Source organism: Filomicrobium sp., assembly GCF_025698805.1.
Lineage (GTDB): Bacteria > Pseudomonadota > Alphaproteobacteria > Rhizobiales > Hyphomicrobiaceae > Filomicrobium > Filomicrobium insigne.
This window is the reverse complement of sequence record NZ_JAILWT010000003.1, coordinates 253,663-268,182: the sequence shown is the minus strand read 5'-3', so window position 1 is coordinate 268,182 and position 14,520 is coordinate 253,663. Positions and strand designations below refer to the sequence as shown.

Annotated in this window: 11 protein-coding genes; 6 read left to right on the top strand and 5 right to left on the bottom strand. The window is 58.8% G+C overall.

The features are described from left to right. Positions 1-29: 29 nt before the first annotated feature. The gene (locus tag K5845_RS08595) at positions 30-428 is read right to left on the bottom strand and encodes a hypothetical protein (protein WP_046478885.1); all 399 of its coding nucleotides are present in this window, start codon (positions 426-428) and stop codon (positions 30-32) included. 500 nt (positions 429-928) lie between these two features. On the opposite strand from K5845_RS08595, the gene K5845_RS08590 reads away from it, so the two are divergent. Both K5845_RS08590 and K5845_RS08585 read left to right on the top strand, forming a co-directional pair. After that, entirely contained in the window at positions 929-1,762 is an 834-nt protein-coding gene (locus K5845_RS08590) for a polysaccharide deacetylase family protein (RefSeq protein WP_052743925.1), read from the top strand. A gap of 113 nt (positions 1,763-1,875) precedes the next feature. Further along, positions 1,876-3,141, top strand: a complete 1,266-nt coding sequence (locus K5845_RS08585; RefSeq protein WP_287958792.1) for a DUF1134 domain-containing protein — start codon at positions 1,876-1,878, stop codon at positions 3,139-3,141. A 7-nt stretch (positions 3,142-3,148) separates the two neighbouring features. Here K5845_RS08585 and K5845_RS08580 read toward each other — a convergent pair whose 3' ends face one another. The 3 genes from K5845_RS08580 to uvrA all read right to left on the bottom strand — a co-directional run bounded on the left by K5845_RS08580 (position 3,149) and on the right by uvrA (position 7,640). Continuing rightward, the gene (locus K5845_RS08580; RefSeq protein WP_244464930.1) at positions 3,149-3,949 is read right to left on the bottom strand and encodes a L,D-transpeptidase; all 801 of its coding nucleotides are present in this window, start codon (positions 3,947-3,949) and stop codon (positions 3,149-3,151) included. Positions 3,950-4,121: 172 nt separating this feature from the next. After that, complete coding sequence (locus K5845_RS08575) at positions 4,122-4,553, bottom strand: hypothetical protein (RefSeq protein WP_287958791.1); 432 nt, start codon at positions 4,551-4,553, stop codon at positions 4,122-4,124. A 15-nt stretch (positions 4,554-4,568) separates the two neighbouring features. Next, a complete protein-coding gene (gene uvrA / locus K5845_RS08570) occupies positions 4,569-7,640 on the bottom strand; it encodes an excinuclease ABC subunit UvrA (protein ID WP_170832467.1) in 3,072 nt (1,023 codons plus the stop codon). A gap of 283 nt (positions 7,641-7,923) precedes the next feature. Between uvrA and K5845_RS08565 the strand changes: the two genes are divergently transcribed. From K5845_RS08565 to K5845_RS08555, 3 genes are all read left to right on the top strand, one after another. Beyond that, complete coding sequence (locus tag K5845_RS08565; RefSeq protein WP_287958790.1) at positions 7,924-8,382, top strand: DUF2946 family protein; 459 nt, start codon at positions 7,924-7,926, stop codon at positions 8,380-8,382. A gap of 125 nt (positions 8,383-8,507) precedes the next feature. Further along, positions 8,508-10,778 carry a TonB-dependent receptor gene (locus K5845_RS08560; protein WP_046478875.1) on the top strand — a complete coding sequence of 757 codons (2,271 nt, stop codon included), beginning with the start codon at positions 8,508-8,510 and terminating at the stop codon, positions 10,776-10,778. Between the two features lie 264 nt (positions 10,779-11,042). After that, entirely contained in the window at positions 11,043-11,591 is a 549-nt protein-coding gene (locus K5845_RS08555; RefSeq protein ID WP_046480563.1) for a glyoxalase superfamily protein, read from the top strand. A 34-nt stretch (positions 11,592-11,625) separates the two neighbouring features. On the opposite strand, the gene K5845_RS08550 is transcribed toward K5845_RS08555, so the two are convergent. Continuing rightward, on the bottom strand, positions 11,626-13,266 hold the full coding sequence (locus tag K5845_RS08550; RefSeq protein WP_082101133.1) for a peptide chain release factor 3: 1,641 nt from the start codon (positions 13,264-13,266) through the stop codon (positions 11,626-11,628). 166 nt (positions 13,267-13,432) lie between these two features. Here K5845_RS08550 and queA point away from each other — a divergent pair, with 166 nt between their 5' ends. Further along, entirely contained in the window at positions 13,433-14,506 is a 1,074-nt protein-coding gene (queA, locus tag K5845_RS08545; protein WP_090229112.1) for a tRNA preQ1(34) S-adenosylmethionine ribosyltransferase-isomerase QueA, read from the top strand. Positions 14,507-14,520 lie beyond the last annotated feature (14 nt).

Genomic DNA, 14,520 nt, shown 5'->3' with positions numbered 1-14,520 from the left:
GCCGGTAGCCTCGGCCAATCGGGAAGGCTTTAGCGAACCGTGTGCTTTACGGCCTCAGACTGCGCAAACACGGTGGCGACAGGCTTTTTTCGCGGTTTCGTCGGGGTAACTTTCGCGTCCCAACCCTCTGTAATCGGAGCCGTTTTTCTTCCCTTGCTGTTTTCTTCCGCGTCCTTGGTCTTCACGTTGTCGACGACCTGTTGGAAACGTTCCGGAGCCATACGCGGTAGAGGTGCGTCGACCACTTCTTCGATTTCGGTTTTGCCAGTCTTGCGATCCAAACTCAGCCTATAGATCTGCGCTTCTTGAGAGGCACACTTGTCGAACGTGTGACGGAAGCAGGCCGACGCGGAGGACGTTGAAAAGACGGTAAGAATGGTAGCAAGAGCAACAGGACTGCTCGCAATGAGTCCAACGATGCGAGCCATGATCGCTTCTCCCTCAAAATTCCGATGTCAAGTTTCCCGAATTTGATCTCCTAACGCTCTGGCAGTTGCGCATGTTCCGGCGCGAAGATCGCGGCTGGGTACAAAACTGCGAAAAAACGAAAAATGCCCCGAAACGCGCGGTCTCGGGGCAGTCAGGCTCTGGGGAACAAGTGGAGCGTCGGCGAGTACCCAGCTCAGCGATCCGTTCGTCAAAACGTTACGATGGGCTAACGCGCTCGCCACTGTGAACTTAAGAATGCAGCAATCGACATTCTGTTCCGTGGGAAACAGGTGCCACCTAAATTTTCAACGCCTTGCATGCGATAGACGGCATTGCTGCAACACTAAGAGTGCGCTGGCTGTGTATGCCATCATGGGGCATCTTGAATTCGCTAGGTCGCGCGGCGCATTATCCCCCACGGGACGTGGCAGCATTTTATCCGGCCACGATATTTTGGGAGCCAGACGTGAGACAGATTTTCATATCCGCCGTAATTTCCATGGCCGCCACTTTGGCGATTTCTGCTCCAGTCTCGGCCGAGCAGTGCCCCGGGAATGACCAAGCGCTTGGCGTTTCACGTACGGTCGAAATAGACACCCAGGGAGGGCCGGGGTTTGGCTTTGCTCAATATAAGATCTACGACTTTCTTGAACCAGGTGAAGTCGTCCTGACATTTGACGACGGACCATGGCCAAATACCACGCCGGCGGTTCTCGACGCTCTGGCCAGCCATTGCACCAAAGCAACATTTTTCATCATCGGAAAACACGCCGTCTGGCATCCGGAAATCCTGAAAAAAGTTGCGGCGGCAGGCCACACCATCGGGACCCATACTTGGTCACACGCAAATCTCTCCAAAGGGAAAATGAAGGGGGATGCCGGGAAAGCTGAAATCGAAAAAGGGATAAGCGCAACGAAGTTCGCACTGGGCGACGCCCCGTCCCCCTTCTTCCGTTTCCCGTTTCTTCAAGACCCGAAGGAAATGGTCAGCTACCTAGCTGAGCGTAACATCGCCATTTTTTCGATGGATCTGGATTCGTTCGATTTCAAGCACCGTAAGCCCGAGGGCGTGATCAAGGCGGTTCTCGATAAGCTCGAGAAGCAGGGCAAGGGCATCATCTTGATGCATGATTTCCAGAAGTCGACGGCAAAGGCGATGCCGGAGCTTTTGAAAAAGCTCAAGGAAAAGGGCTATCGCGTCGTTCACTTGACGGCGAAGGATCGAGTGGTGTCGCTGGAACAGTATGATACGGAGATCGCTAAGGAATTTGCCGGACCCACCGCATCGAGCCGCCCGGTGTCGAGCGTGGTCCGGACAATTACAGGCAACTGACGGCCCCTCCACTGCGTTTTGGGGTCGCTTGGGAATAAACGCGCAAGACGACCCGCGCCGCTTTTAAGTACAAGTCGGCGTTATAATGAGCGCGGATGGGAGAGTTGACGGCAATGAAGAAGTTGCTGCGTGGCGTATGCGGCGGGCTCGCCACCGTTATCTTCGCGCTCGTGTGCATCGTGCCGAGCGCGAGCTCCGCCAATACATGCACGAGAGACGATTTCGCCTCAGCGGTTGATGAGGCGGGTGCGGCGATGCGGTCCTACAATAGCTCTGCCGCGCCGGAACTGTCGGCCAAGCTGCGCCAACTCAAAGCTCGCAAAGGGTGGACGGATGCCGCCTACGAGCAGATGGCGATGGACTATCTGCATGACGCGCGCATCGCGGGCCTCGATCAGAAAGCCAACGATCTCCTTGCCAAGGTCGATGAACTTGGTAGCACCGACGAAAACGTCGCCCCCGACTGTAGCAAGCTCAACGAACTAAAGGCCACGAGCTTGGAATTGCTCGCGGTCATGAAGGCAAAGTCGAAATACATTTTGGGTAAGATTGATGGGGAGTTGAACCCCGCCAAAGCCAAACCCTCCGCCCCACTGGTCGCAGGCGGCGAAACGGGTACGCCTTTGATCGCACCATCTCAGGAGCCAGCTCCGAGGGCTGCTCCGCAACAGCGGACTGCTGAAAAAGCGCCGGCGCCGAAGATGCAGGAGCACGCGGCACCGGCGCCCTGGAACACGACAACGCAATCCGATCCGTCCCACTCGTCCGCCGGGGACACGTCGCGTGTGCCGGACACCGCGTTTCTGGAACGCCGACCGGACGCAAGTGTACCCGGATACACGCAAGAAAATTTGCCGCCGGCGGGACTTCCACCGGATGCCTTCGAAAATCCGGATGATGGTTACACGATTGAAGAAATTCGCGATGCGAGCCGTGGTTTTTTCGGGTCTATCTCTGCGAACTTGGCAGCAGTTATCGAGCACACGTTCCGGAACTGGGGGCGTCCGACAGCCTACGTTCTGGGAACCGAGGGCGGGGGCGCTCTGCTCGCCGGACTACGCTACGGCAAGGGAATGCTTTATCTGCGAACGGGCGGAACTCAGACGGTGCACTGGCACGGTCCCTCGCTCGGCTATGACTTCGGCGCAGAGTCCTCGCGGACCATGTTCCTCATCTACAACATGCACGATCCGTCAAAGTTGTTCCGCAGGTACATCGGCGTTGATGGCTCGGCCTATTTGGTCGGCGGCGTTGGCGTCACCCTACTGAAGGGCGGACCGACGATCATGGCGCCGATCCGAACCGGTTTAGGTCTCCGCGTCGGCGCCAATGTCGGCTACGTCCGCTTTACGTCTGAACCGACGTGGAACCCGTTCTGATCGCCCTCTAGTACCCGTAGGAATAGGTTCGGGAGCCGTAGCGCGGTTTGTAGTAACGCGGCGTCGGATCGCCGGGCCAAACGTAGCCCTGAGACGGCGCGCGGTAGACTTGCCGCGACGCGGAACGCCGTGCCTGCCTGCCGGCTGAGGCGGAGGGACTGGCAGAACTCCATGTCGATTTAGCCTGCCGCGTGGTGCTCGGCCGTTTCGCGACAGAGGCCGGGGCAACGCCACTTAGCGAGATGCGCGTGCGGGCTTTTCCGTGTTTCTCAACGAGTTTGTAAAATGTCTTTGCATGCGATGGCGCCAAACGGATGCAGCCATGGGAAGCCGGGCGGCCAAGAGCGCCCGTGGCATAGGTCGCGTGGATTGCGTAGCCGTGATGGAAGAAGACCGAATGCGGCATCGGCGCGTTGTCATACTTCTTGGAGTAGTGCATGCGCGTCATCCATTGCGGCTTATAGGTGCCCGTCGGCGTCCGGTAGCCTTCGCGGCCCGACGAGATCGGCCAGCTATGGATGACTTCGCCATGCGAGGATACGGTCATGCGCTGTCTTGAAAGGTTGATGGCCACCTTGAGGCTTGGGGGCAGCGGCTTGATATCCGCTGGCTTTGGCGCTGGCGGAGTAATGACCGCCGTAACCGCATTACTCTCGGCGGAAGACTTGCCCGAGGGAGCAGGTGGGTCCTCTGAAATGGACAGACCGCTACCGGGTGCAACGTTCGCGACAACCTGTTCTGCCGCATCTGAAACGCCGCAACCCAAAGTGACGAGCGCGACATAGGCGCAGGCGAACTTCCGCATCATTAATCTCCAACTCGGGTACAACGCTGAAGTGATTACGATGTCGGGTTCTGAGGATTTATTAAATTGAGAAGTGATCTGATGGAAAAGCTTTGTCCATAAGAATCAATGGATAATGCGATCTTGCTAAGCGTCTCTTTGCCGGACGCAAGTTAAACGGACGGTAAAGCCCGGATCAGCCTTCATCCTCACGAAGTTCGGGCCGGGCCTGCAGCACCCAATGACGGAAACGTTCGGCTTCGTAGGAGACTGTGCCGCCAAGGCCATGCAAGTCTATGATGCCACGGACGATCAGTTCGATGGCTTCGGTTTCAAGATCACGCCCAGCCATAAGCCAGTCGTCGCGTTGCCCATAGCGTATGAGATCCCGCAGCGTGTCCATCGGCTCCGGATTTTCGCGCGGATGCGAATGGCGTTCGAGCGCCAACGCTTCCTTTAAGGAAAGATGTCCCTCTTTGGCGCGGACAATGTGAGCGAGAATATTATCGGCCGCTGTCGCGAGCGCGATCGACGGCAGAGGAGAATGGTAGTCGAGCAGAACGCGTATGGACCAGTCGAGAAGTTCGCCAGCGGCATCGATCGTGGTGATTTTCCGATGCTCGCTCATCTACGCACTGACGCCTCACTCGGCTGCCTGCCGCCTTGTCCGTCTCCCGGAAGAAGTCTTGCGCTTCGGAGCGGGCTTTTTTGCGTCGCTATCCGGCGGTTTGGCTGGTGTCTTGCCGCGCCGCTGCAGAAGATCCTTCAGATATCTTCCTGTGTAACTCGCATCTTCCGCCGCTACAACTTCCGGAGTCCCGGTTACGACGATACGCCCGCCCCCGTCGCCACCTTCCGGGCCGAGGTCGATGATCCAGTCCGCAGTCTTGATCACCTCCAGATTGTGCTCGATGACGGCGACGGTGTTGCCGGCGTCAACGAGTTCATGGAGAACTTCCAAAAGCTTGGCGACGTCGTGGAAATGCAGCCCGGTTGTAGGCTCGTCGAGGATATAAAGCGTTCGACCCGTGGCACGCTTGGAAAGTTCCTTGGCGAGTTTAACGCGTTGGGCTTCGCCGCCGGATAGTGTCGTCGCCTGTTGACCGACCCTGATGTAGCCCAATCCAACGCGGGTCAGCGTCTCGAGCTTGTCGCGGATTGACGGCACCGCCTTGAAGAACTCGGCACCCTCTTCGACGGTCATGTCGAGAACGTCGGCAATCGATTTATCGCGGAAGCGCACTTCAAGCGTTTCTCGATTATAGCGCTTGCCGTTGCACTGGTCGCACGTGACGTAGACGTCCGGAAGGAAGTGCATCTCGATTTTGATAACGCCGTCGCCCTGGCACGCTTCGCAGCGTCCGCCCTTCACGTTGAAGGAAAAGCGGCCAGGCGCGTACCCGCGGGCCTTGGCCTCCGGCAAATTGGCGTACCATTCGCGGATGGGTGTGAATGCGCCCGTATACGTCGCCGGGTTCGATCTTGGTGTCCGCCCAATCGGTGACTGATCGATGTCGATCACCTTGTCGAGATGTTCGAGGCCAACGATACGGTCATGTTCACCAGGGTTGTCTCGCGCGCCGTTGAGGCGTCGGGCAACGGCCTTGTAAATCGTATCGATCAGGAGGGTGGACTTGCCGCCACCCGAAACGCCCGTGATGCACACAAACAGGCCGAGCGGAATTTCTGCCGTGACGTTCTGCAGATTGTTGGAACGCGCACCGACGACGGAAAGCGTCCGTCCCTTTTGCGGCTGACGCCTCACCGAAGGTACGGGGACGTTACGCACCCCAGTCAGATACTGGCCGGTTAGGCTGGATTTTGAAGCCTTGATTTCATCCGGCGTGCCTTGTGCAACGATCTCGCCGCCATGCACGCCGGCTCCGGGACCCATATCAACGACATGGTCGGCGCTGAGGATGGCATCCTCGTCATGCTCAACCACGAGCACCGTATTGCCCAGATCGCGCAGATGTTTCAGCGTCACCAAAAGCCGGTCGTTATCGCGTTGATGCAAGCCGATCGACGGTTCGTCGAGGACATAAAGCACGCCCGTAAGTCCGGAACCAATTTGGCTCGCGAGCCGGATACGCTGGCTCTCACCGCCCGATAGAGTTCCGGAATTACGAGACAGCGTGAGATATTCGAGACCGACGTCATTGAGAAAACGCAACCGCTCGGTGATCTCCTTGAGAATGCGTCCGGCGATTTCGTTTTGCTTCTTTGTCAGCTTTTCGGGCAGCGTCGAGAACCACTCATCCGCAGCCTTCACGGACATCTCGACGGTCTCACCGATGTGCAGTCCAGCGATCTTGACCGCTAGGGCTTGCGGCTTGAGACGATACCCGCCGCAGGCTTCGCACGGATGCGCGCCTTGATACCGCGACAGCTCTTCGCGAACCCAATCGGACTCCGTCTCCCGCCAGCGCCGCTCGATATTGCCGATGACGCCCTCAAATGGTTTCTCGGTTTTGTAGCGCCGGACCCCGTCTTCGTAGATGAACGCGATTTCCTCTTCGCCAGAGCCGAAGAGGATGGCTAGCTGTACGTGCTTAGGCAGCCGCTCCCACGGTGTGCGCATCGACACCCCGTAGTGCTTGGCGAGAGCATCCAGCGTTTGCTCGTAATAAGGTGACGTCGCGCCTGTCTTGGCCCATGGGTAGACAGCGCCATCGGCCAGAGAAAGCGTTGCGTCAGGCACAACGAGGTCAGGCTCGAATTGCAGTTCCGTACCGAGACCATCACACACGGGACAAGCACCCGCAGGCGCGTTGAACGAAAACAAACGTGGCTCGATCTCGTCAATCGTGAAACCGGACACGGGACAAGCAAAGCGTGCGGAGAAGACAACGCGTTCGTGCGTTTCGTTCTTATTACGAAGGATGCCGGTGTCCTTGTCCTTACCTGCGGCCTTGCCTTCCGCACCACCGGATTTTTCAGCTGAGAGAGGTTTATCGGCAAATTCCGCAATCGCGATGCCATCAGCAAGATCGAGCGCGGTTTCAAAACTGTCCGCGAGCCGCGACGCCATATCGGGCCGCACGACCACGCGATCCACGACGACGTCGATGTCGTGTTTGTATTTCTTGTCGAGAGCGGGCGCGTCCGGGATCTCATAGAAAGTCCCGTCGATCTTGACCCGCTGGAAGCCCTTCTTCTGAAGTTCGGCGAGCTCTTTGCGGTATTCGCCTTTTCGCCCGCGCACGATCGGCGCCAGCAGATAAAGACGGGTCCCTGCCTCTAGCGCCAACACCCGGTCCACCATCTGGCTGACCGTCTGGCTCTCAATGGGTAAGCCCGTCGCCGGAGAATGCGGGACACCCACCCGCGCAAACAGCAAACGCAGATAGTCGTAGATCTCGGTTACGGTGCCGACAGTCGAGCGCGGGTTCTTCGAAGTCGTCTTTTGCTCAATCGAGATGGCGGGAGACAGACCATCAATGTGATCGACGTCGGGTTTCTGCATCATCTGCAAAAACTGGCGCGCATAGGCTGACAGGCTTTCGACGTAACGGCGTTGGCCTTCCGCGTAGATGGTGTCGAACGCGAGAGACGATTTGCCCGAGCCGGATAGTCCCGTAAACACGACGAGAGAGTCGCGCGGGATCGTGAGGTCGACGTTCTTCAGGTTGTGCTCACGCGCGCCACGCACGTGAATGACGCCAGCCATAGGCTGAGGCGTCAGAGCGCCCCCGGTCTTACGTTGTTTTGCCATGCCAACCAGTTAGCCGAACCCGCGCGGGGCGGCAATCAGACTTGTGTGATTTGAGGGAATCCGCCGGCTCCACGCGCAGCGCGAAAACGCCGCAGCCTCGCAGGACGCGTGCAACTCTGATGTGATCTGCAAACCTCGAGATTTTGTGACCCGTCGGCCACGCCGCTGAACATAAGTGGGTATCGGTTGCCGCCTCTTCCAGTCTCCAAAAGCCCCAAAATAAGCGGATGCGCGAAGGCATTCCATCTCTGGACACACGCCGTGCGCGGAGAATTCCGTTGTCATGCGGGAGCTAACGGATAATATCACAAACTATGTTGGGGGATACGGCGTGAAAGTGCTGCGCAAACAACGTTGGCTATTTATCTGGGGAGTGCTCGCTCTGGCGGTGCAGCTCACCTGGGCGGCTGGCCACGTGCACCTTCACAATGCGAGCAATGGTGCCCTTGGCGTTGCCGGCTTCGATAAGCTGCACACCGCAAATCACTTAGAGCACGCACATGACGAGGGCCCCTCAACGGGGGCGCATAATCCTAGCGATCACCACCCCGCCGATCACCCCGACTGCCCGACGTGCTGGACCAAGGCGCTTGCAGGTGCCCTCACGTTACCGGCCTTTCCGGTCATCGCGTTGCGGCGACCTCTACAGCATATCGCGAGGCCGTCACAGACGACAGCACTCCCGACCTTTCCCATCCCGCATGGCTTCCACGCGCGCGCACCTCCTACCCTCGTGAGTTAGTCCGCGCGGCGCGCATCTGGCGTCCCGGACCAGCAACGGCTGCGCCCGCCTTCCTGCCAGGTAAGGCGCTTTGGCGCGTCCGACAAATCCAAAAATTCGAATGCCATGTATCAGGGGGCAGTTCCATGAAACGCGCGCCGACCCTAAAGCCATGCCGTGTTCTGACGGCGGCTGCAGCGTTGTTATCTTCTACGTCCATTTCCTCATCCCAAGCTCAGGAAGCACCGACAGGTGATGTCGTTGAACTCCCAGCCGTCGTTGTCACGACGCCAAGTCCGGTAAAGAAAAATCCGAAGAAGCCCACATCTACACAATCGTCATTAAGCTCACCGGGAGCAGCACCTCCAGTGCCTGCCACCCCACAGCCTTTTGTTACGACTCCGGGAACATTGGTCGTTGTCGAAGACGCATTTGTTCCAGTGACCGTAGCTACCGAGCGCGAGATTATCGCCCAGCAAGGCGCAACCATCGCCGATACGCTGCAGACCAAGCCCGGCATAAGCGCCACCAACTTTGCTGCCGGTGCCAGCCGACCCATCATCCGCGGCCTCGACAGCTATCGCGTCCGGGTGCAGGAAAATGGTATCGGCGCGCATGACGTCGCCGCCATATCGGAGGACCACGCGGTCCCCATCGATCCGTTCGCGGCGGACCGCGTCGAAGTCGTGCGTGGCCCGGCGACTCTGCGCTATGGAAGCCAAGCTATCGGCGGCGTTGTCTCAGTAGAAAACGAACGCATCCCCACCTTCATGCCGCGCAATGGGTTCAGTGGCGAGATCAGGGGCGGTCTGACGTCCGTCGACGAAGGACGCGATGGCGCATTCAAGGCCACAGCTGGTGCCAACGGTATTGTCATCCATGCCGATGGCTTCAAGCGTAAAACCGATGACTACGACACGCCCAACGGTCGTCAGGCTAACACTTTCGTCGATAGCGAGGGGCTCGCAGCTGGCACATCTTACGTCTGGTCAGATGGTTTCGTCGGCGTATCCTTCGCGCGGATTAATAGCTTTTATGGCATTCCCGGAGAGGAAGCAGAAGAAGGCGTCAACCCGCGTATCGATCTCACCCAGGATAGATTTCAGGCCAAGGGAGAATGGCGCGTGCGCGACAGCGCGATCGAGGCCATTCGGTTTTGGTTCGGCGCGTCGGATTACGCGCACGAAGAATTGGCCATCCACGATCCCGATCATGAGTCCGAGTACGAGGTCGGCTCACTCTTCACCAATAAGGAGCAGGAGGCTCGCGTCGAAATTCAGCATGTGCCCGTCGGCACCGTGCTGGGACGGATGAGCGGTGCCATCGGCGTGCATTGGGGCAACCGAAAAACGCGTGGTCAAAGCTTCGAAGGGGAATCCCTCCTTGAACCCGCTCACACCAAAAGTCTTGCCGCGTTCTGGTTTGAGGAGTTCGACGTCACGAACCGCCTTCGGTTGCAGGCCGCCGCGCGCATTGAAGGTACGAAGGTCGATGGCACGGGCTGGGAAGAATTCGAGGAAGAGGGGCATGGGTACCATACCCACACCTTCGCGGGAGAGCGCAGCTTCACGCCCGTAAGTGGCGCACTGGGCATACTCTACGAACTTCCCTTCGCGACGGTCGCACGCCTCACGGGGCAATACGTCGAACGTGCCCCGGATGCTGCAGAACTGTTCTCCAAAGGCATGCACGAAGCGACGGGAACCTTCGAAGTCGGCAACCCCTTCCTTGACGTCGAAAAGGCGACAACAATCGAAGCTGGGTTGAAGAAGGCGACGGGTGCCTTTCGGTTCGACGCCTCCGTCTATCACACCCGCTACAACGGCTTCATCTACCGGCAGGACACGGGGCTCGAATGTGATCCCGAGCCGCACGCCGGACACTTCCACTGCGATCCTGCAGGGCATGGCGGCGGTCATGGTCATGACCACGCTTTTGACCTGATGTTCTTTAAGCAGCGGGATGCGACATTCACTGGTGCGGAAATTGCCGGCCAATACGATGTTGCGCCCATCTGGAACGGCGTGTGGGGTATCGATGGGCAGTATGACTTCGTTCGGGCGCGTTTCTCCAATGGCGAAAACGTTCCGCGCATCCCTCCGCACCGCCTCGGTGGTGGCCTCTACTATCAGGATGCAAATTGGTTCGCGCGCGCCGGTGTTCTGCACGCCTTCGACCAGAACCAGTTTGCAGACGGAGAAATAGCAACACCGGGCTACACGTTAGTGTCCGCCGAACTGAGCTACACGGCGGAACTCGACGTGAATAGCGGCTTTGGCAAAACAGTGACGATCGGTGTGAAAGGCGAGAACCTTGCCGACGATGAGGTGCTCAACCACGCTTCCTTCAAGCGTCGCGAAAATGTTCTACTTCCAGGCGCAAGCGTGCGGGTATTCGGTAGCATCAAGCTGAACTGAACCTAGGGTAAGGGTGGGTTCGCACAACAGAGCCCGCCCTTGCCGCTGAGAGCCAAGGGGGCGCGCAGCTTGATCGCTGGGAGAACACTCGGCTATCCTCGCGGTCGGCCAGACGCAGCCGGCCGCCCGCGGCGCTTCACGCGCTCAAGGTGAATGCGTCCACGAGACCACCGTCATATCCCTGCCGGAAGGCGTTTGATGGCGAACGGGTCAGCAATGCGGGCACTGACAAGTCCTGTTCGTCGCAAACGGAAGGATAATGACGTGCGTACGTTTCAAGACGCCAAGGTAATGGCGAAGGCTCTGCGCGAAGAGGTTGCCACCCGGGACCTGGAAATTTCACACAGCACAGCCCTGGAGATCGTCGCCCGCCAATTTGGCCTCGCGAACTGGAATATTCTGGCTGCGAAGATAGAGGCCGAGAAGAATGACGGCGGACGAGGCGAAGCGGTAGCGATCCGGTCTGCCATTCCAATTTTCCGAATATTCTCCGTCGAAAAAGCCTTCGAGTTCTACAGGGACTTTCTCGGCTTCACCGCCGATTGGGAACATCGCTTCGGAAACAATTTTCCGCTCTATGCGCAGGTCTCTCGCAGCGGCTTGACGCTTCACTTGAGCGAACATGCCGGTGACGCCAGCCCCGGCGCACGGGCCTTCGTCAATATATCCGGCATCGAGGCCCTGCATGCTGAACTCAATGCCAAGGACTACCGGTATATGAAGCCCGCCATCGAGACCCAGCCATGGGGCCGGGAACTCACGGTTACAGACCCCTTCAGCAACCGGATTACATTCTGCGAACCACAGGACTAACACACTCGTTGCAGCAGCGTTACGGTGCCGCGAGTTAGCCCACGTTGACCGATTTCACGTTCGCGAATTTGATCTCGGGATGACGCTCCTGCGTGGACGACAGGTTATAAATGGACGGCGCTAAATAAACGTAGTCGCCGTCCAGATCCTGCGCGATCGTGGACCGATAGCGTTCGAGGAATTTCTTGAGTGCGGCGGCATCGTCCGACGAAAACCAGCGGACCGTGTCGCAAGGCGCAGCCTCAAACGCGATCGGGAGGCCGTACTCTTCCGTCAAACGGTCACCAAGAACGTCCAGCTGCAGAGCCCCGATCACGCCGACGACGGGCTGCGAGCCATCCACCGGGTTGAAGAGCTGGACGACACCTTCTTCCGCCATCTCCCGCAACGCGTCTTTGAGCTTCTTCGCACGGATCGCGTCATTGAGGTGAATACGGCGCAGGATTTCCGGGGCAAAGCTGGGGATGCCGAGGAAGGTGATGTCTTCGCCTTCCGTCAACGCGTCCCCGATCCGCAGCACACCGCGGTTGGGCACGCCGACGACATCGCCCGCGTAGGCTTCCTCCGCTAGCGATCGGTCTTGAGCGAAGAAAAACTGCGGCGCGCTGAGTGCCATCGTCTTGCCGGTGCGAACCAGCTTGACCTTCATGCCGCGCGTGAGCCGCCCCGAGCAAACCCGCATGAACGCCATGCGGTCCCGGTGGTTCGGGTCCATGTTCGCCTGGATCTTGAAAATGATCCCGGTCATCCGGTCCTCGGCAGCTTCAACGGTTCGCGTTGCGGCCTTCTGATTGCGCGGCGGCGGGGCGTAGGACACCAACGCGTCAAGGAGATCGCGGACGCCGAAATTGCGCAGGGCGCTGCCGAAGTATACCGGCGTCAACGTCCCCTCGCGGAACGCCTTGAGATCGAAGCTGCCGCAGGCGTCTTGCACGAGGGACACTTCTTCGCGCCAGGGACCAACTTCCTCCGGCTCCATTAGCGTATCGATAATCGGATCGTCCGGGCCGGACACGGGCTGTCCCGCCGGGTCCTGATCGATGTAGCGAATACGAGGTGTCGCGAGGTCATAGGTGCCACGGAAGCGGCGGCCTTTGCCAATCGGCCAGACCATCGGCGCGGTATCGAGCGCCAGCGTCTTCTCGATCTCATCGAGCAGTTCGAGCGGCTCCTGCGCTTCGCGGTCCAGTTTGTTGATGAAGGTGATGATGGGGATGTCACGGAGTCGGCAGATCTCGAATAGCTTCAACGTCCGAGATTCGATACCGCGTGCCGCGTCGATCACCATGATCGCTGAGTCAACGGCCGTCAGAGTGCGATACGTATGGTCGGAGAAGTCCTCGTGGCCGGGTGTGTCGAGCAGATTGAAGACGGTATCCTGATATTCGAACGTCATCACCGAAGTCACGACCGAGATGCCGCGCGAACGCTCGATCGCCATCCAATCGGACCGCGTGTTGCGTTTGTCCTTCTTCGCCTTAACCTGCCCCGCAAGCTGAATGGCGCCGCCGAACAACAGCAACTTTTCGGTCAGCGTTGTTTTACCGGCGTCAGGGTGCGCGATGATCGCGAAGGTGCGCCGCCGCGAAATCTCGTGCGCCAGCTTCCCAGGCTTGCCCTGGGCTGGCGCATCTGCGGCGGGTTTAAGCTCATCGGTGGCGGTCTTGTCGTCCATAGGCTCTGTTCAGCAATTCGAATTAGCCCGCCCCTATAGCATCGTTCGGGCGGGCGTGTGGTTGTACATTTCAAAAAAATCAGGCGCATAGCGCGCCCGGCGGGCTGAAGCTACGCGGCATCATACCTGTTGACGAAGCCGGTCAGGATCGCCAGAGGGTTGCCCCATGCGCACTGACCTCTTCGATTTCGAGCTACCCGAAGACCTCATAGCCCTCCGACCGCTGTCGCCGCGCGACGCGTCCCGGCTGTTGGTTGTGAAGCCGGGCGAGCCGCCCGCCGACCGTATGTTCTGCGACCTGCCCAGTCTTCTGCGGCCGGGAGACTGCCTCGTCTTTAACGATACTCGTGTCGTTCCTGCAGCGTTGCTCGGTCAGCGTATACGTGGGGATCAAGTATCAGAAGTGCACTTCAACCTCCATGCCCGTGTTGACGAACGGCACTGGCGGGCATTCGCACGTCCAGCGAAGCGTTTGGCGGACGGGGACCGCATCCGCTTCGTGAAGTCCGCGGGAGAAACCGATGCCACACCTTTGGAGGCAACGGTGAAGGCTAAGGGCGAAGGGGGGGAAGTAACGCTTGCTTTCGACCAGGCTGGGCCGGATTTGGATTCAGCCATTGCCCTGGTTGGGCAGATGCCGCTTCCGCCTTATATCGCGGCCCGCCGCGCGGCGGATGATACTGATCGCGTGAACTACCAAACGATCTATGCAACCCGAGAGGGTGCTGTGGCCGCCCCCACGGCCGGTTTGCATTTCACGCAAGAGCTTCTGTCCGCCCTCTACGATAAGGGCATGTGCTCCCAATTCGTCACGCTTCACGTGGGTGCGGGCACGTTCCTGCCGGTAAAGGTTGAGAACACCGAAGACCACCGCATGCATGCCGAATGGGGAGAGGTGTCCTCCGAGGTCGCTGCGGCGCTTAATGCTGTGAAAAGCAACGGAGGCCGGATTGTTGCGGTCGGCACGACGGCCTTGCGCCTCTTGGAGAGCGCGGCAGACGATCACGGCATCATCCAGACGTTTTCCGGAGACACTGACATCTTCATCACACCCGGCTACCGTTTCAAGGCCGTCGATATTCTTTTAACGAACTTTCACCTGCCAAAGTCGACCCTGTTCATGCTGGTCTGTGCTCTCGCAGGGACGGACACAATGACAAAAGCCTATGCCCATGCGGTGGCCGAGCGCTATCGCTTTTACTCTTATGGGGATGCATCTCTGTTGTTCCGCGCAGAGTAAGTAAAAAGCGGCAG